We start from the raw sequence: 23,407 nt of genomic DNA, 5'->3' as shown, positions 1-23,407 counted from the left end.
TGCGCAAGCTTATCGGGCCTACAGAGAGGGAAAGCTGCGTTTATTTGCGTTGGCAGACACCTGTAGGCCGGATAAGGCGCTCGCGCCGCATCCGGCATGAAATAAGGCGCATCGGGTTAACACATATGCCCGATGCGCCATCTTATCGGGTCTTCAGGGAAAGCCGCGATTACTTGCGTTGGCAGATACCTGTAGGCCGGATAAGGCGTTTTACGCCGCATCCGGCAAGTTACAACAAACAACCTTTAACCATGCTTTTTGATGTTTTTCAGCAATACCCCGTGGCGATGCCCATACTGGCTACCGTCGGAGGATTGATCATCGGCAGTTTTTTGAATGTGGTGATTTGGCGTTACCCCATCATGCTGCGCCAACAAATGGCGGAGTTTCATGGTGAAATGCCGAGTGCGCAGTCAAAAATAAGCCTTGCGCTACCGCGTTCGCACTGCCCACATTGTCAGCAGACCATCCGGATACGTGACAATATTCCGCTGCTCTCCTGGCTGATGCTCAAAGGGCGCTGCCGTGATTGTCAGGCGAAAATCAGCAAGCGTTATCCGCTGGTGGAGTTATTGACGGCACTCGCTTTTTTGCTGGCGAGCCTGGTGTGGCCGGAAAGTGGATGGGCGCTGGCGGTGATGATATTATCCGCCTGGCTGATTGCCGCGAGCATCATCGACCTCGATCACCAATGGCTGCCCGATGTTTTTACTCAGGGCGTATTGTGGACGGGACTAATTGCGGCATGGGCGCAGCAGAGCCCGCTCACGCTACAAGATGCAGTCACCGGCGTCCTGGTGGGGTTTATCACTTTTTACTCTCTGCGCTGGATAGCCGGAATAGTTCTGCGTAAAGAAGCATTAGGCATGGGCGATGTATTATTGTTCGCCGCTTTAGGTAGTTGGGTGGGACCGTTATCACTGCCCAATGTTGCTTTAATCGCCTCATGCTGCGGCCTGATATATGCCGTTATTACAAAAAGAGGATCAACCACACTGCCTTTTGGACCGTGTTTAAGTCTGGGCGGTATAGCAACACTTTATCTACAGGCATTGTTTTAATGATAACCACGTCATTATCAAAGTGACATTTTAACTCTTATTAATAACCTTAGAGATTATTTACCATGTCGATAAAACAAATGCCAGGGAGGGTATTAATATCGCTATTGTTGAGCGTTACAGGATTATTAAGTGGCTGTGCCGGCCATAATGAAAATGCCAGTTTACTGGCGAAAAAACAGGCGCAAAATATCAGCCAAAACCTGCCGATTAAATCTGCGGGATATACCTTAGTGCTGGCACAAAGTAGCGGCACGACGGTAAAAATGACCATTATCAGCGAAGCGGGTACTCAGATCACGCAGACGCCAGACGCCTTTTTAACCAGCTATCAACGACAAATGTGCGCTGACCCAACGGTGAAATTAATGCTCACTGAGGGAATTAATTACAGCATAACGATTAATGATACACGTACAGGTAACCAGTATCAGCGGAAACTGGATCGTACCACCTGTGGAATAGTCAAAGCATAACGTCGGGTAGATATAAATTGGCGCGGGTTGTTTTTCGTGACGCACGAATTTATCTCATTCAATGGCTGACAAAAATTCGTCACACTCTTAACCAGAGACAATCTCTTAATACAGACAAAGAGCATCTGCGAAAAATTGCACGCGGGATGTTCTGGCTGATGCTGCTTATTATTTCTGCAAAAGTGGCGCATTCACTCTGGCGTTATTTCTCCTTTTCTGCGGAATATACGGTGGTTTCTCCATCGGTGAATAAACCGCCCCGTACGGATGCAAAAACGTTCGATAAAAATGACGTGCAATTAATCAGCCAGCAAAACTGGTTTGGCAAATATCAGCCCGTCGCCGCACCGGTAAAACAACCCGAACCTGCACCTGTGGCCGAAACGCGTCTTAATGTGGTGCTGCGCGGGATCGCCTTTGGTGCCAGACCCGGCGCGGTTATTGAAGAAGGTGGCAAACAGCAGGTCTATTTGCAGGGGGAACGGCTTGGTTCTCACAACGCGGTGATTGAGGAAATCAACCGCGACCATGTGATGCTGCGCTATCAGGGAAAAATAGAGCGCCTGAGCCTGGTTGAAGAGGAGCGTTCCACCGTAGCCGTGACCAACAAAAAAGCCATCAGTGACGAAGCAAAGCAAGCTGTTGCTGAACCTGCTGTCAGTGCGCCAGTTGAGATCCCGACTGCCGTGCGTCAGGCACTGGCGAAAGATCCGCAGAAAATTTTTAACTATATCCAGCTTACGCCTGTGCGTAAGGAGGGAATTGTCGGTTATGCAGTGAAACCGGGGGCAGATCGTTCTCTGTTCGATGCCAGCGGTTTCAAGGAAGGCGATATCGCCATTGCGCTCAATCAGCAGGATTTCACTGATCCACGAGCAATGATTGCTCTGATGCGGCAGTTACCTTCAATGGATTCCATTCAACTTACGGTTTTACGCAAGGGTGCGCGCCACGACATTTCCATCGCGCTGCGCTAACCGCATTTAATCCAGGAGAATCATTCATCGTGTTTTGGCGTGATATTACGTTGTCGGTCTGGCGTAAGAAGACAACTGGCCTCAAAACAAAAAAGCGTTTACTGCCGCTGGTGTTGGCAGCGGCATTATGCAGTTCACCGGTCTGGGCGGAAGAAGCCACTTTCACCGCTAATTTTAAAGATACCGACCTGAAATCGTTCATCGAAACCGTCGGCGCTAACCTTAATAAAACCATCATTATGGGGCCGGGCGTTCAGGGGAAAGTGAGTATTCGCACTATGACTCCGCTCAATGAACGCCAGTATTACCAGTTATTCCTTAACCTGCTGGAAGCACAGGGGTATGCGGTCGTACCGATGGAAAACGACGTGCTGAAGGTGGTGAAATCCAGTGCCGCGAAAGTCGAGCCGCTGCCGCTGGTTGGTGAAGGCAGCGACAACTACGCGGGCGATGAAATGGTCACCAAAGTAGTGCCGGTACGTAATGTGTCGGTACGCGAGCTGGCACCGATTCTGCGCCAGATGATCGACAGCGCAGGCTCAGGCAACGTTGTTAATTACGATCCCTCCAACGTGATTATGCTCACCGGACGCGCCTCCGTCGTGGAGCGGCTGACGGAAGTGATCCAGCGTGTGGATCACGCGGGTAATCGCACTGAAGAGGTGATCCCGCTGGATAACGCCTCGGCTTCGGAAATCGCCCGCGTGCTGGAAAGCCTGACGAAAAACAGCGGCGAGAACCAGCCTGCGACGCTGAAATCTCAAATTGTCGCCGACGAACGCACCAACAGTGTGATTGTCAGTGGTGACCCGGCCACGCGGGACAAAATGCGCCGCCTGATCCGTCGGCTGGACTCAGAAATGGAGCGCAGCGGCAACAGCCAGGTTTTCTATCTCAAATACAGCAAAGCCGAAGATCTGGTCGATGTACTGAAGCAGGTCAGCGGCACGCTCACGGCGGCTAAAGAAGAGGCGGAAGGCACGGTCGGTAGCGGGCGTGAGGTTGTCTCCATCGCCGCCAGCAAACACAGTAATGCCCTGATTGTAACCGCGCCGCAGGACATCATGCAGTCGCTGCAAAGCGTGATTGAACAACTGGATATTCGCCGTGCTCAGGTGCACGTCGAGGCGTTGATCGTGGAAGTGGCCGAAGGCAGTAATATCAACTTCGGCGTGCAGTGGGCGTCGAAAGATGCCGGATTAATGCAGTTTGCTAATGGTACGCAGATCCCTATCGGTACGCTGGGCGCAGCCATTTCTCAGGCGAAACCGCAGAAAGGCTCGACGGTGATCAGTGAAAACGGCGCAACCACCATTAATCCGGATACCAACGGCGATCTCTCCACGCTCGCCCAGCTTCTTTCCGGCTTTAGCGGTACGGCGGTTGGCGTGGTGAAAGGCGACTGGATGGCGCTGGTACAGGCGGTTAAAAACGACTCCAGCTCGAACGTTCTCTCCACGCCGAGCATCACCACGCTGGACAACCAGGAAGCCTTCTTCATGGTGGGTCAGGACGTTCCGGTATTAACCGGCTCTACCGTTGGCTCCAATAACAGCAATCCTTTCAATACAGTAGAGAGGAAAAAAGTCGGCATCATGCTGAAAGTCACGCCGCAGATTAACGAAGGTAACGCGGTACAGATGGTGATTGAGCAGGAAGTCTCGAAGGTGGAAGGACAGACCAGCCTCGACGTGGTGTTTGGTGAGCGCAAACTGAAGACCACCGTGCTGGCTAACGATGGTGAACTGATCGTGCTTGGCGGTCTGATGGACGACCAGGCGGGAGAAAGTGTGGCGAAAGTGCCGCTGCTGGGCGATATCCCGTTGATTGGTAACCTGTTTAAATCGACGGCGGATAAAAAAGAAAAACGTAACCTGATGGTGTTTATCCGTCCGACCATTCTGCGTGACGGTATGGCGGCAGACGGCGTGTCGCAGCGCAAATATAACTATATGCGCGCCGAACAGATCTATCGCGATGAGCAAGGCTTAAGCCTGATGCCGCACACCGCGCAGCCGGTACTGCCAGCGCAAAACCAGGCCTTACCGCCGGAAGTACGTGCGTTCCTTAATGCCGGGAGAACGCGTTAATGGTGCCTGTAGCACAGGAAACCACCGCTAACACCGTGCGTCTGCCCTACAGTTTCAGCCGTCGGTTTAGCCTGGTGGCATGGTGCGAAGCGTCGCTGGAGATCCTCCATGTGCATCCGTTGTCGCTCTCTGTTTTGCAGGAGCTGCAGCGGGGGCTGAACGCGCCCTTTACGCTGCGGCAAATCGACGAGGCCGAATTTGAACAGCGACTGAATGCGGTCTGGCAGCGGGACTCTTCCGAGGCCCGCCAGCTAATGGAAGATCTCGGTTCTGCTGAGGACTTTTTTACTCTCGCTGAAGAACTGCCGGAAACGGAAGATCTGCTGGAAAGTGACGACGATGCGCCGATCATCAAACTGATCAACGCCATGCTGGCAGAGGCGATTAAAGAAGGCGCTTCGGATATTCACATCGAGACGTTTGAAAAGAGTCTGGTGATCCGTTTTCGCGTTGACGGCACATTACATGAAATGCTGCGCCCGGGGCGCAAACTGGCCTCGCTGCTGGTATCGCGTATCAAGGTGATGGCACGGCTGGATATCGCCGAAAAGCGCGTACCGCAGGATGGACGTATTGCGCTGCTGCTGGGCGGTCGGGCGATTGACGTGCGTGTCTCCACCATGCCCTCCGCCTGGGGCGAGCGCGTGGTGCTGCGACTGCTGGACAAAAACCAGGCCCGCCTGACGCTGGAGCGTCTGGGGCTTAGCCAGCAACTGACCGCGCAGTTGCGCCAGCTGTTACACAAACCGCACGGCATCTTTCTGGTAACGGGGCCGACGGGTTCCGGAAAAAGCACCACGCTGTACGCCGGATTGCAGGAGCTGAACAACCATTCGCGCAATATTCTCACGGTTGAAGACCCCATCGAATACATGATTGAAGGAATTGGTCAGACACAGGTTAACACCCGCGTCGGCATGACCTTTGCCCGTGGCCTGCGCGCGATTTTGCGTCAGGACCCGGATGTGGTGATGGTCGGTGAAATCCGCGATACCGAAACCGCAGAAATCGCCGTCCAGGCTTCACTTACCGGACACCTGGTCCTTTCCACGCTGCATACCAACACGGCGGTGGGGGCGATCACGCGTTTGCAGGATATGGGCGTGGAGCCTTTCCTGCTCTCTTCCAGTCTGACGGGCGTGATGGCGCAGCGACTGGTTCGCACGCTGTGCCCCGACTGCCGCCAGCCCGCGCCTGCCACTGACGAAGAAAAACGCCTGCTGGGAATTACCGACGCGCGTACCGTCACTCTGTACCATCCGCAGGGCTGCCCCGCCTGTAATCATAAAGGTTTCCGCGGACGTACTGCCATCCATGAGCTGATCGTGGTGGATGCCACATTGCGTGATTTGATCCACCGTCAGGCCGGGGAACTGGAGCTGGAACGTTATGTCCGGCAACACTCTGCGGGCATCCGCAGCAACGGCATTGAGAAAGTGCTCGCCGGAGAAACCTCTCTCGATGAAGTTCTGCGGGTAACCATGGAGGCGTAATGGCACTGTTTTACTATCAGGCGCTGGAGCGTAATGGTCGCAAAACCAAAGGCATGATTGAGGCGGATTCCGCGCGTCATGCCCGCCAGTTGTTGCGCGGTAAAGATCTCATTCCCATGCACATTGAAGCCCGGATGAATGCTTCGGCAGGGGGAATGTTGCAGCGTCGGCGACACGCACATCGTCGCGTGGCGTCGGCAGATCTGGCGCTGTTCACGCGCCAACTGGCAACGCTGGTGCAGGCAGCAATGCCGCTGGAAACCTGCTTACAGGCGGTCAGTGAGCAAAGTGAAAAACTGCATGTAAAAAGCCTCGGAATGGCGCTGCGCAGCCGGATTCAGGAAGGTTACACCCTGTCGGACAGCCTGCGCGAACATCCCCGCGTCTTTGATTCCCTGTTTTGTTCGATGGTGGCTGCCGGAGAAAAATCCGGGCATCTCGACGTGGTGCTTAATCGCCTGGCGGATTACACCGAACAGCGACAGCGCCTGAAATCACGTCTATTGCAGGCCATGCTCTATCCGCTGGTTCTGCTGGTGGTGGCAACGGGCGTGGTCACTATTTTGCTGACGGCAGTGGTGCCGAAAATCATCGAACAGTTCGATCACCTCGGACACGCGCTGCCCGCCACCACCCGCGCGCTTATCGCCATGAGTGACGCGTTACAGGCCAGCGGCGTTTACTGGCTGGCGGGATTGCTGGCGCTTCTGGTGCTGGGGCAACGGCTACTCAAAAATCCTGTTATGCGCCTGCGCTGGGACAAAACCTTGCTGCGCCTGCCCGTGACAGGGCGTGTTGCGCGCGGACTGAATACGGCGCGGTTTTCCCGCACCTTAAGCATCCTCACCGCCAGCAGTGTTCCGCTGCTGGAAGGGATTCAGACCGCTGCCGCCGTGTCGGCAAATCGCTATGTCGAGCAACAACTGCTGCTGGCGGCAGATCGCGTCCGCGAAGGAAGCAGTCTGCGCGCTGCACTGGCGGAGTTGCACCTGTTCCCACCGATGATGCTGTACATGATCGCCTCCGGCGAACAGAGCGGCGAACTGGAAGCCATGCTTGAGCAGGCAGCGGTCAACCAGGAACGGGAATTTGATACCCAGGTGGGGCTGGCGTTAGGGCTGTTTGAACCGGCGCTGGTGGTGATGATGGCGGGCGTGGTGCTGTTTATCGTCATCGCCATCCTCGAGCCGATGCTGCAACTGAACAATATGGTTGGAATGTAATTTACGGAGTTATCACATGAATTCGTTATCCCGCACACAAAAACCACGGGCAGGTTTTACCCTGCTGGAAGTGATGGTGGTGATTGTTATTCTTGGCGTCCTGGCAAGTCTGGTGGTGCCTAACCTGTTGGGCAACAAAGAGAAAGCGGATCGGCAAAAAGCCATCAGCGATATCGTGGCGCTGGAAAACGCACTGGATATGTACCGACTGGATAACGGGCGTTATCCAACTACCGAGCAGGGGCTTGAGGCGCTGATCCAGCAGCCAGCCAATATGGCGGACGCCCGCAACTACCGTACTGGTGGATACATTAAACGACTGCCAAAGGATCCGTGGGGCAATGATTATCAGTATCTCAGCCCGGGTGAAAAAGGGCTGTTTGATGTTTATACCCTGGGGGCGGATGGTCAGGAAAACGGGGAAGGCGCTGGCGCAGATATCGGTAACTGGAATTTGCAGGAGTTTCAGTAAGCAGTGCCTGAACGCGGATTCACACTTCTGGAAATCATGCTGGTGATTTTCCTTATCGGCCTTGCCAGTGCGGGCGTGGTACAGACGTTTGCGACCGATTCTGAATCGCCCGCGAAAAAAGCGGCGCAGGATTTTCTGACTCGCTTTGCGCAGTTTAAAGACAGGGCAGTGATCGAAGGGCAGACACTCGGTGTACTAATCGACCCGCCGGGATACCAGTTTATGCAGCGTCGTCAGAGGCAGTGGTTGCCCGTTTCTGCGACCCGGTTATCGGCACAGGTTACGGTGCCGAAACAGGTGCAGATGCTGTTACAACCCGGAAGTGATATCTGGCAGAAGGAATATGCGCTGGAGCTGCAACGTCGTCGCCTGACGCTGCACGATATTGAACTGGAGTTGCAAAAAGAGGCGAAAAAGAAGACGCCGCAGATCCGTTTTTCGCCTTTTGAACCCGCCACGCCGTTTACGCTGCGCTTCTACTCAGCGGCGCAAAACGCATGTTGGGCGGTAAAACTGGCACACGATGGCGCGTTATCCCTCAGTCAATGTGATGAGAGGATGCCATGAAGCGCGGATTTACCTTGCTGGAAGTGATGCTCGCACTGGCGATTTTTGCGCTGGCTGCCACGGCGGTGTTACAGATTGCCAGCGGTGCGCTGAGTAATCAGCACGTTCTTGAGGAGAAAACGGTAGCAGGCTGGGTGGCTGAAAACCAGACCGCGCTGCTCTACCTGATGACCCATGAACAACGGGCGGTCAGGCATCAGGGCGAGAGCGATATGGCTGGAAGCCGCTGGTACTGGCGAACCACACCGCAGAATACAGGCAACGCGCTGCTCCAGGCGGTGGATATTGAAGTCAGCCTTCACGAAGACTTTTCGTCGGTAATTCAGTCACGACGCGCCTGGTTTAGCGCCGTGGGAGGCCAACAGTGAGAAGGACTCGCGCTGGTTTCACGTTACTGGAAATGCTGGTGGCGATAGCCATTTTTGCCTCACTGGCACTGATGGCGCAGCAGGTGACAAACGGCGTCACACGTGTGAATAGTGCCGTCGCCGATCACGATCAAAAACTAAACCTCATGCAGCAAACGATGAGTTTTCTGACCCACGATCTGACACAAATGATGCCGCGTCCGGTAAGAGGCGATCAGGGCCAGCGTGAATCAGCGTTACTGGCGGGCGCTGGCGTGCTGGCGTCTGAGAGTGAAGGAATGCGCTTTGTACGCGGCGGCGTGGTTAATCCGTTGATGCGTCTGCCGCGCAGTAATCTGCTCACCGTCGGTTACCGCATTCATGACGGTTATCTCGAACGGTTAGCCTGGCCGCTGACCGACGCAGCAGGCAGCGTGAAGCCAACAACGCAAAAGTTGATTCCGGCGGATTCGCTCCGTTTGCAGTTCTACGACGGCACACGCTGGCAGGAGAGCTGGTCATCACTTCAGGCGATCCCAGTGGCGGTACGCATGACCCTGCACTCGCCGCAATGGGGCGAGATTGAACGCATCTGGTTGTTACGCGGGCCGCAATTATCATGATCAGCTCACCACCAAAACGCGGAATGGCACTGGTCGTGGTGCTGGTATTGCTGGCGGTCATGATGCTGGTAACCATCACGCTTTCCGGGCGGATGCAGCAACAACTTGGGCGAACGCGCAGCCAGCAGGAGTACCAGCAGGCGCTATGGTACAGCGCCAGTGCTGAAAGCCTGGCGTTGAGCGCGCTCAGTCTGAGTCTGAAAAATGAACAACGTGTGCATCTGGCACAGCCGTGGGCTTCTGGCCCTCGTTTTTTCCCACTGCCGCAGGGGCAAATCGCCGTCACTCTGCGTGACGCACAGGCCTGCTTTAACCTGAATGCCCTCGCTCAGCCGACGACGGCGTCGCGTCCGCTCGCGGTACAACAACTGATTGCCCTGATCACGCGCCTCGATGTGCCTGCTTATCGGGCCGAATTAATTGCTGAAAGCCTGTGGGAGTTTATTGACGAAGGCCGCAGTGTGCAGACGCGTCTGGGGCGTGAAGACAGTGAGTATCTTGCCCGTTCGGTGCCGTTCTACGCCGCCAATCAACCGCTGGCTGATATCAGCGAGATGCGCGTGGTACAGGGAATGGACGCCGGACTTTATCAAAAACTGAAACCGCTGGTCTGTGCGCTGCCGATGACCCGCCAGCAAATCAACATCAATACCTTAGACGTCACGCAAAGTGTGATTCTTGAGGCGCTGTTTGACCCGTGGTTAAGCCCTGTTCAGGCGCGGGCGTTATTACAACAACGTCCGGCGAAGGGCTGGGAAGATGTCGATCAGTTTCTTGCACAGCCGCTACTTGCTGACGTCGATGAGCGTACTAAAAAACAGCTAAAAACCGTCCTGAGCGTGGACAGCAATTACTTCTGGCTGCGTTCAGATATCACCGTGAATGAGATTGAACTGACGATGAACTCGTTAATTGTCCGCATGGGCCCACAACACTTTTCGGTTCTCTGGCATCAGACAGGAGAAAGTGAGTGAGTTCCATGCTTGAGATTTTTTTCCCGCTTTGCGCCTCCGACACCATCCGCTGGCAGCGCCGTACACCCGACGTGGAGCACGGTATCTGGCCTGACGTTGCTGACGAACGTCTCCAGCAATGGCTGCAAACTGATGCGATTCGACTCTACATTCCCGGCGAATGGATCAGCGTCTGGCAGGTTGAACTGCCTGATATCCCCCGCAAGCAGATACCGACTATTCTGCCCGCCTTACTGGAAGAGGAGCTGAACCAGGATATCGACGAACTGCATTTTGCCGCGTTGAAAATCGACCAGCAACAGGCAACCGTGGCAGTGATTCACCAGCAGCATATGCGCAACATTGCGCAGTGGTTGCAGGCAAACGGCATCACCCGCGCCACCGTTGCACCGGACTGGATGTCCATGCCTTGTGGTTATATGGCTGGCGATGCACAGCGAATTATTTGCCGCATCGATGAATGCCGTGGATGGAGCGCCGGGCTGGCGCTGGCTCCGGTCATGTTCCGCGCCCAGCTCAATGAGCAGGATTTACCGCTTTCGCTAACTGTAGTCGGCATTGCACCGGAAGAACTATCAGCATGGGCTGGCGCAGACGCTGAACGCCTGACCGTTACGGCTCTGCCAGCCATTACCACTTATGGCGAACCGGAAGGGAACCTGCTAACAGGGCCGTGGCAGCCTCGCGTCAGCTACCGAAAACAGTGGGCGCGCTGGCGAGTGATGATTCTGCCGATATTGCTGATTCTGGTTGCGCTGGCAGTGGAACGGGGCGTGACGTTATGGAGCGTCAGCGAACAGGTGGCGCAAAGCCGCGACCAGGCTGAGAAACAGTTCTTAACGTTGTTCCCGGAGCAGAAGCGGATTGTGAATTTACGCTCTCAGGTGACGATGGCGCTGAAAAAATATCGCCCACAGGCCGACGATACCCGGCTGCTCGCCGAGTTGTCAGCGATAGCCAGCACCCTGAAATCAGCGTCACTTTCCGACATCGAAATGTGTGGTTTCACCTTTGATCAAAAACGCCAGACGCTTCACCTCCAGTTGCGGGCAGCAAACTTTGCCAGTTTCGACAAACTGCGTAGTGCACTGGCAACCGATTATGTTGTGCAACAGGACGCGTTACAGAAAGAGGGTGATGCGGTTTCCGGCGGCGTAATGTTGCGGAGGAAATAACATGTTACGCGATAAATTTATTCACTATTTTCAGCAATGGCGTGAACGCCAGTTAAGCCGTGGCGAACACTGGCTGGCACAACACCTGGCGGGGCGTTCTCCGCGTGAAAAGGGCATGTTACTGGCAGCGGTGGTGTTCCTGTTTAGCGTCGGATATTACGTCCTCATCTGGCAGCCGTTGAGCGAACGGATAGAACAACAGGAGACGATGTTGCAGCAGCTGGTGGCAATGAACACCCGACTGAAGAACGCCGCGCCGGATATTATTGCAGCGCGAAAATCTGCCACAACAACGCCTGCGCAGGTATCGCGGGTCATCAGTGACAGTGCTTCCGCGCACTCGGTGGTCATCAGGCGGATAGCCGAGCGTGGGGAGAATATTCAGGTCTGGATAGAACCTGTGGTGTTTAATGACCTGCTGAAATGGTTAAACGCACTGGATGAAAAATATGCGCTGCGGGTGACACAAATTGATGTCAGTGCTGCTGAGAAGCCTGGGATGGTGAATGTGCAGCGGCTGGAGTTTGGACGGGGGTAAAGTATCAGGAGATTAATATCAATAAAATTACTCTCGTTAACGTGGCGAGAGTAATTCCCCCAGACTTTATAAGCTAATTTTTTTCGTGAAGGTTATTGTCAGATCCAAAAGCAAAAACCCGCCTTGTGGGCGGGTTCTTAAGAATTAGTGGTGCCGGACTCGGAATCGAAGATTTCTTTTATCATATTGATATTAATATAATTTGTTTGGTTTGATTAAAAATGTACCCTCAATTATACCCGCAGTCCCTTTTGATATCGAAAGGGAATCACACTCGGGATCAGGCTGAGAGCACAGAAGGAAAGTGCCTGGCTATTATATCGTTAATTCTGTCAATCAGCTCCAGCCTTTTGAAAGTGATGTGTGCAGATCCCTTCTTAAAGTATTTAATGATGAACATCTCATCTTCATAGCGTCCTTTACCCTGAACGGATTGTATGTGGTCATCCAGATTAATGGTGATATTCCCCCGGTTGTCGGGGATCGGTTTACCGCTGAGCAGATGCAACATTCTTTCCAGGTCAGCCAGGCGATCTGCCTGCATTCCACTGATAAGATGAAATCCCCACTGGTCCCACCTCACCAGATTGTTGACGATAATTTTACTGCCAAATTTACAGGGTGAGTTGGTTTTGTAATCCCAGCTCAGCCCTTTGAAGACGTTGAGCACTCCCCGCTCAAACACTTCATCCTTATTCTGGTGCAGTTGTTCAAATGTGCTCAGAATGTTCGCTTCACTGATTTCCGGAAAATTATCATATTCCAGTGACCTGTACCATGTGTCCCGGGTCTGCGCATCCATCAGACTCTGCATCCCGGAACGTTGCATCAGGTCACGCCAGATTTCGCGATCGAGATTGCGTGTGATGGCTTTCATTGCGGTTTCCGGTTTCTCCATCAGCCAGCAGCCGCAGCGAAAATCCTGTTTCATCGCCCAGTCCAGGGCGGTTTTACCTCCAATACTTTCTGTCAGTACTGAGATTTCTGCCAGTTGCCGGATAAGTGTGTCGATTTGCAGCAGCGCACTCTTTCGTACAGCCAGAATGTGGCGGATACTGGTTGAGCAGATAACGTCCGTATGCCCGTTGACCAGTTCCGGGCGGGAGATTGTGATATCTGACATCATCGTTTTTCCTTTTGGTTTATAAACGAAAACGCCAGCCGTATTCAGGCTGGCGTCAGTGGAATGAAGTCTGGTGAGTGAGATTCACCGGTTCTGGTGCAGAAGCGGCAGTTGGCGCAGGGTATGGATATCCTCCCTCGCCTGTTCAATACAGGACAACAGTGCTGCCGAATCCGTTTTATCCTCATTGTTGTCAAAGATAATTCCGGATTCGCAGTCGATATTGTCCTGCAGCCACGCAATCAGAATATCCAGTGCGGTTTCCGTGGTTAATGATTTCATGTTGCTCCTGGTTACCAGTTGAAAGTGGGTAAACCCGGCAGGCATTCAGCGCTGGCATCCAGATGAATGAGACTGACACCATAACGTCGGGTAAGTGTGACAACCAGACGGCGGAACGTTTTTGACAGCCCCAGGCGCTTAAGCCGCAGAACCGGATACGGCCACGCATCAGTACGTAACAGATAGCCGCTGCCGGTAAAATGAATCCATTCTGATTCACCGAAGTCACTGGTCTGGTGTGACAGCGAGTACAGCCAGGCGTTGTCCGTTTCCGTGATATGTGCGGTACTGCAGTGTATACCGGTCAGGACAGCAAATGGTGGCATGCAGTCTGTTGAGGCCCGGTCAGATGCATCAACAACACGAAGGGAGTGGCCATTATCACAGACCACGTTAATCAGTTCAGCGAGATTAACACCATCGACGTCAACGACAATGCGTCCCATGTTCAGTGCCTGCACGTTAATGCTGTCGGCTTCCAGCGTCAGGGCCAGTTTCATTGTTTCGCCTCCGGATGTTTCCCCTGGGTAATGTTATTTACCGTTCTGTAGTTATCGCGGGTCATCAGGCCGGTTGCCCTGCGAGCCCGGAGAATATCAATACTGTTTATTAACTGAGAGCGGGTACAGGCGCTGAATCCCGGCTGGTCGGTACGTATCAGTGCGTATTTTTCAACGAGAAAGTTCACCGTATCACACAGTGAAATGCCAGCTTCAATATGCTGCTCAATCACACGTTCATCGGCGAACGGTGTGTCATTCAGTGTGAGGCCATAGTGCTGGTCCAGCAACCGGGACAGCAGTGTCTGCCAGATGGTGACGGGAGGCGGGCAGCGCGATGCCTCCCGTACATGCGTGTCGGGTAATGTTTTCATACTGAAGATTTTCCTGATATGCAGAGATGAAAAATGGAAAAGTGGCGTGGTGAAAACACCAGGCCGGAGCAGAAGGTTATTCCGGAGAGTTAATTTTTCATTTCGGGTGTCGGATAAACAGCCAGATAAACGTAACCACAGGAGCCGAGGGTGTCGGCTTCACAGGTCAGCCCCTTCGCATACAGTGTCACGGTATGCTGATGGCGGGGATTCAGTTCACCGCTGGTGAGCATGAGCTCCAGTTGTTTCATCAGCAGCGGAAAGGCCTGGTCCAGATGGTACGCATCCGCGTCGCTGAACCGGCCTCTGATACCGGCGCGGTCGGCAAGGTAATGCAACTGATTGCCCTCCTGCACCAGACGGGCGCCGAAACAGGGCGTCACGGTGCAGGGTAGTCCCCACCAGGGACGGTCATGATTGTCATCGGGATGCGTTGTCCCGGAGAGTGTGTCTGACACGATAAAATCCTCACAGAAAATCGGTGAATGATAGTTTAACGATGACGGGTCAGCCGGCGCGCAGACCGGCTTCGGTGAAGGTGTATTCGTTGATGAGTAGGGCCTCATCCACAGCGGCGTCTGAGGTCAGCCAGTCGTACTCGTTTTCCAGTTGACGGTACAACCAGAAGGCCAGGCCGCGCAGGGCTTCGCTGACAGCGGCTTCCGCATCGGTTGTCATAGTCTGACCAGTCGGACTGTTCTGGGTGACGGTGATATCCATGCTGTACGGATGGCAGTAGCGTCCCCTGTGGTGGATTTCAGCCTGCAGTTGCCAGAAGTTACGCTTTTGCACCGCCTGCAGGGCATCCGCGATACGATGAAGTTCATGCTCCTGTGGGGCATACTTCCGGATTCTTCTGACTGTCGCTGGCTGCCAGTGCCAGCGTCCTTCAAAACAGGCTCCGTCCCCCTGGCTGCAGAATCCGCTGAACCAGATGCTCGGCTCCTCCATAAACCTGCCGTTGCTGAGCCGGAAAACGCGCTGGCGGAGGTCAATTCCGAAAATGCCACAGACCTCCCTGAAGTCTTCATACACGTTTTCATACCAGTTGCTGTCAGCATGATGCTGACGGTACCCGTCGCGGGCTTTTTCCTGTGCGGTGGAGGATAGCTCATTCAGTGTATACACGGTGGTGGTGATAATTCTGTTCATCAGAATTCCCTTCCTGGCTCAGTTCAGGGTGACGCTCATCAGCCGGACATACGGGCCAAAACTGTCCTTACGGCGTTCTGCAAACACGGCCAGTACACCGGGAATATCCTGCACTTCACGACCGGTATACGCTTCAGTGCTGCCGTGCCAGCGGTATTTGCCGGTGCAGAACGGAAAAAGACGGGATGCAGGATGCTGTTGGTGAATACGCATGGCTTCACCACGGGTGATGATTTTCATAGTGGGATACCTCTGAAGACAGAAGATAAAAGTGAAAACAGGTGTGATGTGGTTGTGACGGTGACGGGTTAAAGCAGACCATGTTCGGCAAAGGAGAAAACCTGGCTGCCACCGACTATCAGATGGTCCGGCACCCGGATATCCACCAGGCCCAGTGCCTGTACCAGACGTTCCGTGATAAGGCGGTCTGCCTTGCTGGGTGTGACTTCACCGGACGGGTGATTGTGTGTCAGCACCACAGCAGCGGCATTGTGATACAGGGCGCGTTTAATCACTTCACGGGGATGGACTTCCGTGCGGTTGATGGTGCCGGTGAAGAGGGTTTCACCGGCAATCAGCTGATTCTGGTTGTTCAGATACAGCACCCGGAACTCTTCACGCTCCAGTCCCGCCATGTTCAGAATCAGCCATTCTCGTGCCGCACGGGTGGAGGTGAAGGCCACGCCGGGTTCATGAAGATGGCGGTCCAGGGTTTTCAGGGCCCGTTGAATGAGGCTGCGCTCGCCGGGCGTCATCTCTCCGGGCAGAAAGGAAAGCTGTTGCATTGTACTTCTCTCCATTCAGTCGATGATGCGCATAATGGCGCTGCATTCCGGATGCTGCAGGGCGTAATCCCGTAGACGGTAATAATGAACCGTCATGGCATAATTCTCTGTACGACAGGCGTGATGGCTGTACGTCATCAGACAGGCGGCAATACCAGCAGCTTCCGGGCCCATTTCAGCGCGGTTACCATTCATGGCATTGAACAGCACCCAGGTTTCTCCATCATCTTCATCCGGTTCGGGCGCCATAAATGCGCCGCCGTTATTCAGGGTGTACAGATTCCAGATACCACCGCAGTAGTCTTCACACAGACGGTCCATCCAGCCGAAGACACGGGGCTCCAGGGTCACCCACTGTGGAATGAGGCCAAAGTGCTGCGGCCAGAAGCTGATACGTTGTTCATCAGGGACGGGAGTAGCAACCAGTTGGGGCTGGTTATTCCCTGGTGCAGTAGTTACGGAAACAGAAGGTGTGGTGGAGCTATGCGAAAAGGTTGTCATGAGATTATTCCTTATAAAAAGTAAATGAATGGAAGAATGCCTGAGGACTGGTACAGACGTGAGTCAGGGCTGCACTTTCAGGGAAACAGCATCAGCGCATGCTCTCCAGCAGCGTTTCTGCCATCACCCACAATGCGCGATTGAGCTTAATGTCCGTGTCGATGCTGTGAATGGCCCGGGTGTGGATACGTTTTCCTTTAGCGCTGCGACCGGAAATCCCGCCTTTCAGCATATTCTCCTGGATGGTCTGATAAGCACTCCACAGGTCCTTACCGTAATCCTCCCGGCGTCGTGGCGTCAGAATGTCGGCGGTGGTGACGGGCTGATGTTCGTCACCATAACGGTAAGTCAGTGCCGCCTGTGCCAGCGCCTGACGTGCCGGTGGCGGCAGAATCAGCGACTGCATGGCATCACGCTTTTCCTCAATCCGGTCAAACACGCCCACCACCTCGTAAGCCCCTTCGATAACTTTCTCCACTACATTTCCCCGGTGTGGAACACGCACTTCCCCCAGAGACTGACCACAGACGCAGCCGTTCTGGCAGACGAATCTGAAGTAACCCGGTAGCATCTGGTAGCTGGAGGTACCGTCATGGGAGTTGAGCAGAATAATTTCAGGGACATGTTGTCCGGTTATCTCCCCGTCACGCCGCAGACGCAGCATGTGTTTGGTGTATTCCCGGCGGCTCTGGTCGCGCACGCGGGTCTGGCAGGCAAAGAACGGCTGAAAGCCTTCCTGCTGCAGATTTTCCAGGACGGTGATAGTGGGAATGTACGCATAGTGTTCACTTCGGGAGGTATGTCGGTTTTCCCCAAAAATACTCGGTACATGGCGCATCAGTTCTTCGTGTGTCAGCGGACGGTCACGGCGTATCTGATTTACATGACCAAAACGACTGGCTAATTGCATACTTTGCTCCTTATGAATGAGTTAGCGGTATAAATGAAAAGGCCGCGTCTCCCGGAGAAGACGCGGCCTGATGGATGAAATGAAGACGTTTATTGCCTGAGAATTCCCTCGCTGGCGAGATACGGGTTTAGCTGTTTTCCGGCATCAGGTTCAAAATTCCAGCAGCGCCAGCGTAGCTGGCCTTCAGCGTTGCGGATCACCAGCCGGAAATGCGTTCCCTGGTCATCTTCAATAAGCACATTAAGGTAAGCCGTTGTGACGGCAAGAGCCTGGTTGCGTGAGAAAGGGCCTTCGGGCAATAAACGTGATGTACAACCTGGCATATCTGTTGCTCCCTGTAAGTAAAAGGCCCCGGTCATGATGACCGGGGCCTGAAGGGGAGTGACCTGATTATCAGAAAGTCACATTCAGTGTGGCCTGACCGTTATAACCTTCAGCGCTGCTGCCGCTGACACTGTGGGCATAACCGGCCTGAACGCCCAGGGTGATATTTTCCCGGACACGGGCTTCCAGTCCGGCCTGCAGGTCCAGTGTCGTGCCATTCCGGGACGGTGAGAACGTCATGTTACTGCCGGCTGCGGCTGTACCCATGCTCATGTCCCCCCGGGAGCTGAAGGTGCGGATAACAGAAGGCTGTACCCACCAGTTCACCTGCAGTTCACGCACACTGTGTTTGGCACTGTCGCGCAGGGTGTCACGGGATGAGGTGCCTTTACCAAAGTTCATATCGTTGTGGCTGCCCAGACGGAAGCCGGCACGCACATGTTGTGCACTGCCATGCCCGAACTTCACATAACCGGCGTTATCCTGGCCGTCATCCAGGGAGAGTCCCTGCCAGGTGTACTGCAGTTGCGGCTCCAGCATCAGATTGTCAGTGATACTGAAGGGCAGACCGGTTTCCAGTGAGCCCAGCCAGCCCCAGCCCCGGGCGCGGAAGTCGTTATTGTCCGATGACGCTTTCATGCTGTGGCGGGTTCCCTGTGCCACAATGTCAGCCCACAGGCCGGAGGACGTGTGTGTCAGATTCAGGTATCCGCCCAGGCTGCCGGCATCATCCCGGACCGTGCCGGCGCGGGAACCGTCATCATCCTTAACATCAACGGAAGAATGGCCTGCAGCACCATATACCCCTGTCGTCAGAGACATACCGGCAACCTCTGTTCTCAGCAGGTCACCCTCCAGACGGACGAAGCCATAGCTGCCGCTGCTTTCCGGCGTGGCTCCACGGGCAATACCGCCGTTGTTATCGTGACCGAGATGACCGCCCTGAATGCTGAGACGGACGCTGTTATTTTCACCGTTTACACCGGTCTGATGGCTGCGGGAGCCTGCCAGAATCCGGTCATAGTCCATTGCCTGTGTCAACATGGATGTATACAGGGGGACTTCAGCACGATAAGCATTTTCACTGCGCAGGTACCAGTCTTCATCGCTGTCACGGTTCAGGGTGTAGTTAAAGGCGCCGGCCTGAAGCGGGCGACTCAGAGCAAATGCACCTTCTTCTGTGGTGGCACCATTCTGTGCATCCACAACCCGGATACCCTGTCCGGAGGTTGCCACCCCGAGGTTACTGTTTCCGACATTTGTAAACGCAAGCCAGGTTTTGCCGGTTGCCTGACCACCATTAATCACCAGCTGGTCAGAGGCATTGCTGCCATCAAGGCGAACACGCATATTGATGGTGCCACCCTGACCGGTGAGGTTACTGGTGGTCAGTTTATGGAACGTTACCGGGGCGTCGCCTTTTGCAACAGCACGGCTCAGGACGGCATCCTGTGTCGTCTGATTATCAAAGCGAATCTCCCCTGCGTTAACAATATCGCCGGTACTGACCACATCACCATTCAGTACCATGCTGGCGCCTTTACTGAGCTGTGTTCTGCCACTCAGACTTCCCCCGGCAGCCAGCGTCAGTGTTCCACGATGTCCGACAGTGGTGTTGCCAGCCTGTCCCCCGGCATTAACCGTAAAGCTGCCGCCATTTTCCAGCAGCAGGCCGCTGGCCTGACCGGATATGCCATCAATACTGAACTTACCGCTGGCATTGGTCCCCTCAACAGTGGCACCACTGTCTGCAATCAGGGCACCACCGGATGTCATGGTGACACCTGTCGCCTTACCACCGGCAGACACTGCCAGGGTACCGCCGTCATCCACCCGTGTTTTCTGCGCTGAATGACCCTCCAGTACATCCAGACGACCGCCGGACTCCAGAACAACACCGTCAGCCTTACCGTTTTCCACCGCGAAATTGCCCAGACGGTTGCTGCCGGTGACGGTTGCCGCCGTACTGGTGACCAGTGCGCCTCCCTGCTTCAGGGTGACATTCGTGGCTGTACCACCGGCGTTCACCTGCAGTTTGCCTTTCTGGTTAACGGTGGTGAAATCCGCCAGACCACCTTCCTTGATAATCTGCCAGCCGTCACTGTTCACAACAGTGTCAGACGTTGTACCTCCGTTGTGCACATACTGGTACCCCCCATTCAGCGTGGTATCCAGTGCGTGACCATGTACCGTCTGGTCGCCGCCGGCATAAACCACCGTGGTGTTTGCCACTCCGGTGGCTACCACAATCTGACGACCATTTTTATTGATGGTGGTACGTACGGCATCTCCGCGAACAAACTGTCCGGTATCAGCATTTTCCGCATCCGGTCCTCCTTCTGCGCCGGTATTCACAACCGTGTCGGTTGCCATTGCGCCGGATTTGACGGCCTGCCAGCCCTTCTCATTAATGACGGTACCCGTTGCAATCCCGCCTTCATGTACCCACTGCTCACCGCCGTTCAGAGTGGTGTTCACTGCCTGCCCCTGAAGGCTCTGTCCTCCTCCGGCACTGATAACCGTGTCTGAAACGCTTCCTCCGGCATTCACTCTCTGAAGACCACCACCGGTGACAGTAGTGTTGTTGGCGATACCGCCATTTTGTATCCATTGTCCGCCGGTATTGGCCTCGTTATCCGGCCCATACTCCAGCCCGGTACTGATGGTCATTCCGTTGGCCGTACCGAGGACAATCTGGTTGTCATGATTTGTCAGTGTTCCGTCGTTCACGGTTTCTCCCGCCTGTACAACCGTGTCAGCAGCCAGTGCCGGGACTGATGTGACAGCAGCAAGAGACAGTGCAACCGCCACACCGGCGCGTTTTCCCCGTGAGCGGGCCAGTTCGGAGGCCACCACCAGGGTGCCCGTAATGTGATTCCATACCAGCCTGTAGCTGGTGTTCAGATGTCGTTTCATCAGCTTTTCCTTACAGAGGGTGAATAAAAAAGCCGGTACCCACAAATGTGGATACCGGCAGGTACAAAACAGCATGGTCAGATAAAGTGGTTTTTCCCGGGCATAAATGCTTCCCTTCTCTCATCCGCCAGAGAAGTATCAGTCCGTTGTGTGCAATTCCGTTCTGCATGATGAAGAGATTCAGCTGCCTTTTCGCAGACCATTAACCACTATAAACGATCGATAGTAACGATCGATACCTGTTTTATCGATCGTTTTATTCTATTAACGACAAGGCGGTCACGCAAGAGAAACAGGAGGAGTATGAGGGGTTTGTGTCATGTTTTCAGTTGGTTAACGTAATGTTATCAGGCATTTCCCTGGCAGACTGTTCAGAAGAAAATCCAGTTCCATACAGCGCGGGCAACAGAGACCACCGTGTCACGGACGGCACGCAGAACCGTGCGTGCAACAGAGGCAATACAGACGCTCTCCGCTGTGTCAAATATCCGGTCCACCGCACCGGTAAACTGTTCACGGGCCTGAGACCGGACAGATTCCGTGCGCAGCTCGTCCTGCAGGCGGGTCATCAGGGGACTGGCGGCATGGTCGGGAAGCGCTGTCATGAGCGCACTGACCAGCGTATCCAGTTCCCAGCCGGTGCGGGCCGATACGGCCACAACCGGATGTACGGGCCGGAACAGACGGAATACCGCCTCCGTTTTTTCGCGAATATTCTGTGCCTGTGCGGGAGAAGGCTGAATGCCGGCCATATCCCATTCATGGCAGGGCTCCGTTTTGTCGGCCTGCGTCACCACAAACAGCACCTGCTGATGTCCCCGGTGCAGGATGTGTCGCCAGAAATACTCATCCACAGACAGGGCACGGTCATCGGCTTTAATCAGCCACAGTACCAGGTCAAGTTCAGGCAGAATGTCACGGTACAGGGCTTCATACTCTGCATCCCTGTCCCGGCTCTCGCCCACCCCGGGCAGGTCAGTGATAATCATACTGTGACCGTGGCCACTCAGACGGAAGCGCCGCACTTCCCGGGTGCCGGCGTGAACATCACTGACCGGGGTGACCTCCCCCTGAAACAGTGCATTACAGAGTGAGGATTTACCGGCCCCGCTTTTCCCCATAATGCCAATCACGGGTTCGTGACTGGTGAGTTTGCGCAGATGTTCCAGGATGTGACGGGAAAGTGAGTAAGGCAGGGAGGAGAGCGGTTTTTCAATTGCCTCAATGGCATCAGACGGATTCATACATGTATTCCCGGTGAAAAAAGACAAAACCCCCGCACACCGGAAAGGTGGCGGGGGACTCACGGAGATAATATATGTCTGAAATTATTTGGAATGCAGGTATATGTGGCTGATACAGGTCTGAATCTAATCTGACAGTCCGCTCTGTGCCAGTAGCGGACGTTACTAACATAATTCAAGAAGATTAAAGTATTCCGGAAACGATTTTGTTAGAATGTTTTAATTATGTAACCAAGATACATTTTCTTATGAGAGTATATGCGAGTTTTTATCTTATAATCAGAAGATTACAATCTGAACTTGTGATAGTAAAGTTACATAATTAATTATGTTAACATTGAAAAAATCATAGGAATGCTAGTGATAAAGCCTGAAATTACATCTCTATTCAAATACTGCCCTATCGGTAAGAATCAATTAAGTGCTCTTGCACAGCGGAAAATCTGGTACTCAAAACCGGCAGGATTTAACGATCCTTTTGACACCCAATTTTATGTGAGAGGACAAAGGCATGTGTACGAACGGGAAATGGACTCTGAAAAATTATCAGCCATTTTTGGTGAAGATATGTCAGATGTAATGGTTTCCAAAAAACGTTCTCTTGATGAACTTTTGGACAGATTTAAAAGCGGTTTAGAAAAGTTAGGTATTCTTTCACTAGCAAGCAGTAACAAAAATTTGCTGATGTGGTCGCATTATGCTTCTGAACATAAAGGTATGTGCTTAGAGTTTAAACGCATCGCCGGCACAGCCTTAGCAGATGATAAAATAACTAGGCCGATGAATTACAATGATAATTATCCATCGATACAGGCAAGTTCAATTTTAAATGAAGTCGATACATTATCTAATAAAATTAGAATATTACATACAAAATCTAAACATTGGGAATACGAGCAGGAGTGGAGGCATGTAGTTGAGCAAGGTAATGAGTTACATCCTTGGCCCGCAGAATTAATTTCTGTTTATTTCGGCTGCAAGACAGATATGTCAGATATACATTTGGTAAGAAGTATAATTACGGACCCAAATGTTAATTACTATAAAGGAAATTTGTACAGTGATAAATTTGACATTTATTTTCAACCGATATAATTACGTAAAAACATATATACATTAACTAATGTTAAGTATTGTAAATACATCACGATCGATTGAATGTCTGCTGTTCGCTCGCAGCGGACCTTCAGTTCATGTAACTTTTCCGCTTCGTACCAAAAGCGGACGTCAAAATGTATGTTCAGCTAGCGTAAGTTGAGCGTTTCATAATGATGTCTCTC

The 23,407-nt window shown here is 53.5% G+C and carries 27 protein-coding genes; 14 read left to right on the top strand and 13 right to left on the bottom strand.

The window, feature by feature from the left end:
* The first annotated feature begins 251 nt into the window (after window positions 1-251).
* The 13 genes from pppA (at window position 252) to yghD (ending at window position 12,016) form a co-directional block, all read left to right on the top strand.
* On the top strand, window positions 252-1,061 hold the full coding sequence (gene pppA / locus ACJHW7_RS24100; protein ID WP_000895883.1) for a prepilin peptidase PppA: 810 nt from the start codon (window positions 252-254) through the stop codon (window positions 1,059-1,061).
* Between the two features lie 65 nt (window positions 1,062-1,126).
* Window positions 1,127-1,537, top strand: a complete 411-nt coding sequence (gene gspS2, locus ACJHW7_RS24095; protein ID WP_021557202.1) for a type II secretion system pilot lipoprotein GspS-beta — start codon at window positions 1,127-1,129, stop codon at window positions 1,535-1,537.
* 17 nt (window positions 1,538-1,554) lie between these two features.
* The gene (gspC, locus tag ACJHW7_RS24090) at window positions 1,555-2,514 is read left to right on the top strand and encodes a type II secretion system protein GspC (protein ID WP_024227187.1); all 960 of its coding nucleotides are present in this window, start codon (window positions 1,555-1,557) and stop codon (window positions 2,512-2,514) included.
* Between the two features lie 29 nt (window positions 2,515-2,543).
* On the top strand, window positions 2,544-4,604 hold the full coding sequence (gene gspD / locus ACJHW7_RS24085) for a type II secretion system secretin GspD (RefSeq protein WP_000498829.1): 2,061 nt from the start codon (window positions 2,544-2,546) through the stop codon (window positions 4,602-4,604).
* On the top strand, window positions 4,604-6,097 hold the full coding sequence (gene gspE, locus ACJHW7_RS24080; RefSeq protein ID WP_000249348.1) for a type II secretion system ATPase GspE: 1,494 nt from the start codon (window positions 4,604-4,606) through the stop codon (window positions 6,095-6,097). The genes gspD and gspE overlap by 1 nt, the downstream gene beginning before the upstream one ends.
* A complete protein-coding gene (gspF, locus tag ACJHW7_RS24075) occupies window positions 6,097-7,320 on the top strand; it encodes a type II secretion system inner membrane protein GspF (protein ID WP_021557200.1) in 1,224 nt (407 codons plus the stop codon). The genes gspE and gspF overlap by 1 nt, the downstream gene beginning before the upstream one ends.
* A 16-nt stretch (window positions 7,321-7,336) precedes the next feature.
* Window positions 7,337-7,792 (top strand): type II secretion system major pseudopilin GspG, encoded by a 456-nt coding sequence (gene gspG, locus ACJHW7_RS24070; protein ID WP_001087289.1) that lies wholly within the window; start codon window positions 7,337-7,339, stop codon window positions 7,790-7,792.
* Between the two features lie 3 nt (window positions 7,793-7,795).
* Window positions 7,796-8,359 carry a type II secretion system minor pseudopilin GspH gene (gspH, locus tag ACJHW7_RS24065; protein ID WP_001613816.1) on the top strand — a complete coding sequence of 188 codons (564 nt, stop codon included), beginning with the start codon at window positions 7,796-7,798 and terminating at the stop codon, window positions 8,357-8,359.
* Window positions 8,356-8,727 (top strand): type II secretion system minor pseudopilin GspI, encoded by a 372-nt coding sequence (gene gspI / locus ACJHW7_RS24060; RefSeq protein ID WP_021557199.1) that lies wholly within the window; start codon window positions 8,356-8,358, stop codon window positions 8,725-8,727. The genes gspH and gspI overlap by 4 nt, the downstream gene beginning before the upstream one ends.
* Window positions 8,724-9,329, top strand: a complete 606-nt coding sequence (gspJ, locus tag ACJHW7_RS24055; protein ID WP_021557198.1) for a type II secretion system minor pseudopilin GspJ — start codon at window positions 8,724-8,726, stop codon at window positions 9,327-9,329. The genes gspI and gspJ overlap by 4 nt, the downstream gene beginning before the upstream one ends.
* On the top strand, window positions 9,326-10,303 hold the full coding sequence (gspK, locus tag ACJHW7_RS24050) for a type II secretion system minor pseudopilin GspK (RefSeq protein ID WP_021557197.1): 978 nt from the start codon (window positions 9,326-9,328) through the stop codon (window positions 10,301-10,303). The genes gspJ and gspK overlap by 4 nt, the downstream gene beginning before the upstream one ends.
* The gene (gene gspL / locus ACJHW7_RS24045) at window positions 10,300-11,478 is read left to right on the top strand and encodes a type II secretion system protein GspL (RefSeq protein WP_021557196.1); all 1,179 of its coding nucleotides are present in this window, start codon (window positions 10,300-10,302) and stop codon (window positions 11,476-11,478) included. Before gspK ends, gspL begins: the two co-directional genes overlap by 4 nt.
* 1 nt (window position 11,479) lies before the next feature.
* Window positions 11,480-12,016 carry a GspM family type II secretion system protein YghD gene (gene yghD, locus ACJHW7_RS24040; RefSeq protein WP_000942790.1) on the top strand — a complete coding sequence of 179 codons (537 nt, stop codon included), beginning with the start codon at window positions 11,480-11,482 and terminating at the stop codon, window positions 12,014-12,016.
* Window positions 12,017-12,296: 280 nt separating this feature from the next.
* On the opposite strand, the gene ACJHW7_RS24035 is transcribed toward yghD, so the two are convergent.
* The 13 genes from ACJHW7_RS24035 to ACJHW7_RS23975 form a co-directional block, all read right to left on the bottom strand.
* On the bottom strand, window positions 12,297-13,139 hold the full coding sequence (locus ACJHW7_RS24035; RefSeq protein WP_040235333.1) for a DUF4942 domain-containing protein: 843 nt from the start codon (window positions 13,137-13,139) through the stop codon (window positions 12,297-12,299).
* A gap of 84 nt (window positions 13,140-13,223) precedes the next feature.
* Window positions 13,224-13,421: a DUF957 domain-containing protein gene (locus ACJHW7_RS24030; protein ID WP_032152719.1), complete on the bottom strand. Its 198-nt coding sequence runs from the start codon at window positions 13,419-13,421 to the stop codon at window positions 13,224-13,226.
* 11 nt (window positions 13,422-13,432) lie between these two features.
* Window positions 13,433-13,921: a DUF5983 family protein gene (locus ACJHW7_RS24025; protein WP_001774608.1), complete on the bottom strand. Its 489-nt coding sequence runs from the start codon at window positions 13,919-13,921 to the stop codon at window positions 13,433-13,435.
* Entirely contained in the window at window positions 13,918-14,295 is a 378-nt protein-coding gene (locus ACJHW7_RS24020; protein WP_001774607.1) for a TA system toxin CbtA family protein, read from the bottom strand. The genes ACJHW7_RS24025 and ACJHW7_RS24020 overlap by 4 nt, the downstream gene beginning before the upstream one ends.
* A gap of 89 nt (window positions 14,296-14,384) precedes the next feature.
* Window positions 14,385-14,753 carry a type IV toxin-antitoxin system cytoskeleton bundling-enhancing antitoxin CbeA gene (gene cbeA / locus ACJHW7_RS24015; RefSeq protein ID WP_001774606.1) on the bottom strand — a complete coding sequence of 123 codons (369 nt, stop codon included), beginning with the start codon at window positions 14,751-14,753 and terminating at the stop codon, window positions 14,385-14,387.
* A gap of 49 nt (window positions 14,754-14,802) precedes the next feature.
* A complete protein-coding gene (locus ACJHW7_RS24010; RefSeq protein ID WP_001774605.1) occupies window positions 14,803-15,447 on the bottom strand; it encodes a hypothetical protein in 645 nt (214 codons plus the stop codon).
* Between the two features lie 18 nt (window positions 15,448-15,465).
* Complete coding sequence (locus ACJHW7_RS24005) at window positions 15,466-15,687, bottom strand: DUF987 domain-containing protein (protein ID WP_000692312.1); 222 nt, start codon at window positions 15,685-15,687, stop codon at window positions 15,466-15,468.
* A gap of 68 nt (window positions 15,688-15,755) precedes the next feature.
* Window positions 15,756-16,232, bottom strand: a complete 477-nt coding sequence (locus ACJHW7_RS24000) for a RadC family protein (protein ID WP_001297237.1) — start codon at window positions 16,230-16,232, stop codon at window positions 15,756-15,758.
* A gap of 15 nt (window positions 16,233-16,247) precedes the next feature.
* A complete protein-coding gene (locus ACJHW7_RS23995) occupies window positions 16,248-16,733 on the bottom strand; it encodes an antirestriction protein (protein ID WP_040235172.1) in 486 nt (161 codons plus the stop codon).
* 91 nt (window positions 16,734-16,824) lie between these two features.
* Window positions 16,825-17,643 (bottom strand): DUF932 domain-containing protein, encoded by an 819-nt coding sequence (locus ACJHW7_RS23990; protein ID WP_040235173.1) that lies wholly within the window; start codon window positions 17,641-17,643, stop codon window positions 16,825-16,827.
* 89 nt (window positions 17,644-17,732) lie between these two features.
* Window positions 17,733-17,966 carry a DUF905 family protein gene (locus tag ACJHW7_RS23985; RefSeq protein ID WP_001117568.1) on the bottom strand — a complete coding sequence of 78 codons (234 nt, stop codon included), beginning with the start codon at window positions 17,964-17,966 and terminating at the stop codon, window positions 17,733-17,735.
* A 70-nt stretch (window positions 17,967-18,036) separates the two neighbouring features.
* The gene (locus ACJHW7_RS23980) at window positions 18,037-20,883 is read right to left on the bottom strand and encodes an Ag43/Cah family autotransporter adhesin (RefSeq protein WP_072847890.1); all 2,847 of its coding nucleotides are present in this window, start codon (window positions 20,881-20,883) and stop codon (window positions 18,037-18,039) included.
* Between the two features lie 371 nt (window positions 20,884-21,254).
* A complete protein-coding gene (locus ACJHW7_RS23975; protein ID WP_040235177.1) occupies window positions 21,255-22,127 on the bottom strand; it encodes a GTPase family protein in 873 nt (290 codons plus the stop codon).
* Window positions 22,128-22,481: 354 nt separating this feature from the next.
* Here ACJHW7_RS23975 and ACJHW7_RS23970 point away from each other — a divergent pair, with 354 nt between their 5' ends.
* Window positions 22,482-23,222, top strand: coding sequence for a DUF2971 domain-containing protein (locus ACJHW7_RS23970; protein ID WP_000960228.1), 741 nt, complete (start codon window positions 22,482-22,484; stop codon window positions 23,220-23,222).
* The last annotated feature ends 185 nt before the right edge of the window (window positions 23,223-23,407 follow it).

The sequence above is a fragment of the Escherichia sp. WS1152 genome (assembly GCF_046487665.1).
GTDB classification, from domain to species: Bacteria; Pseudomonadota; Gammaproteobacteria; order Enterobacterales; family Enterobacteriaceae; genus Escherichia; species Escherichia coli.
This window is presented reverse-complemented; position numbering and strand designations above follow the sequence as displayed.

What these genes read in the sequence shown, in the direction of transcription:
- pppA (WP_000895883.1), top strand. Translation starts at nt 252, where the DNA reads ATGCTTTTTGATGTTTTTCAGCAATACCCCGTGGCGATGCCCATACTG.
- gspS2 (WP_021557202.1), top strand. Translation starts at nt 1,127, where the DNA reads ATGTCGATAAAACAAATGCCAGGGAGGGTATTAATATCGCTATTGTTG.
- gspE (WP_000249348.1), top strand. Translation starts at nt 4,604, where the DNA reads ATGGTGCCTGTAGCACAGGAAACCACCGCTAACACCGTGCGTCTGCCC.
- gspF (WP_021557200.1), top strand. Translation starts at nt 6,097, where the DNA reads ATGGCACTGTTTTACTATCAGGCGCTGGAGCGTAATGGTCGCAAAACC.
- gspG (WP_001087289.1), top strand. Translation starts at nt 7,337, where the DNA reads ATGAATTCGTTATCCCGCACACAAAAACCACGGGCAGGTTTTACCCTG.
- gspI (WP_021557199.1), top strand. Translation starts at nt 8,356, where the DNA reads ATGAAGCGCGGATTTACCTTGCTGGAAGTGATGCTCGCACTGGCGATT.
- gspK (WP_021557197.1), top strand. Translation starts at nt 9,326, where the DNA reads ATGATCAGCTCACCACCAAAACGCGGAATGGCACTGGTCGTGGTGCTG.
- yghD (WP_000942790.1), top strand. Translation starts at nt 11,480, where the DNA reads ATGTTACGCGATAAATTTATTCACTATTTTCAGCAATGGCGTGAACGC.
- ACJHW7_RS24035 (WP_040235333.1), bottom strand. Translation starts at nt 13,139, where the DNA reads ATGTCAGATATCACAATCTCCCGCCCGGAACTGGTCAACGGGCATACG.
- ACJHW7_RS24030 (WP_032152719.1), bottom strand. Translation starts at nt 13,421, where the DNA reads ATGAAATCATTAACCACGGAAACCGCACTGGATATTCTGATTGCGTGG.
- ACJHW7_RS24025 (WP_001774608.1), bottom strand. Translation starts at nt 13,921, where the DNA reads ATGAAACTGGCCCTGACGCTGGAAGCCGACAGCATTAACGTGCAGGCA.
- ACJHW7_RS24020 (WP_001774607.1), bottom strand. Translation starts at nt 14,295, where the DNA reads ATGAAAACATTACCCGACACGCATGTACGGGAGGCATCGCGCTGCCCG.
- ACJHW7_RS24010 (WP_001774605.1), bottom strand. Translation starts at nt 15,447, where the DNA reads ATGAACAGAATTATCACCACCACCGTGTATACACTGAATGAGCTATCC.
- ACJHW7_RS24005 (WP_000692312.1), bottom strand. Translation starts at nt 15,687, where the DNA reads ATGAAAATCATCACCCGTGGTGAAGCCATGCGTATTCACCAACAGCAT.
- ACJHW7_RS24000 (WP_001297237.1), bottom strand. Translation starts at nt 16,232, where the DNA reads ATGCAACAGCTTTCCTTTCTGCCCGGAGAGATGACGCCCGGCGAGCGC.
- ACJHW7_RS23995 (WP_040235172.1), bottom strand. Translation starts at nt 16,733, where the DNA reads ATGACAACCTTTTCGCATAGCTCCACCACACCTTCTGTTTCCGTAACT.
- ACJHW7_RS23990 (WP_040235173.1), bottom strand. Translation starts at nt 17,643, where the DNA reads ATGCAATTAGCCAGTCGTTTTGGTCATGTAAATCAGATACGCCGTGAC.
- ACJHW7_RS23985 (WP_001117568.1), bottom strand. Translation starts at nt 17,966, where the DNA reads ATGCCAGGTTGTACATCACGTTTATTGCCCGAAGGCCCTTTCTCACGC.
- ACJHW7_RS23980 (WP_072847890.1), bottom strand. Translation starts at nt 20,883, where the DNA reads ATGAAACGACATCTGAACACCAGCTACAGGCTGGTATGGAATCACATT.
- ACJHW7_RS23975 (WP_040235177.1), bottom strand. Translation starts at nt 22,127, where the DNA reads ATGAATCCGTCTGATGCCATTGAGGCAATTGAAAAACCGCTCTCCTCC.
- ACJHW7_RS23970 (WP_000960228.1), top strand. Translation starts at nt 22,482, where the DNA reads ATGCTAGTGATAAAGCCTGAAATTACATCTCTATTCAAATACTGCCCT.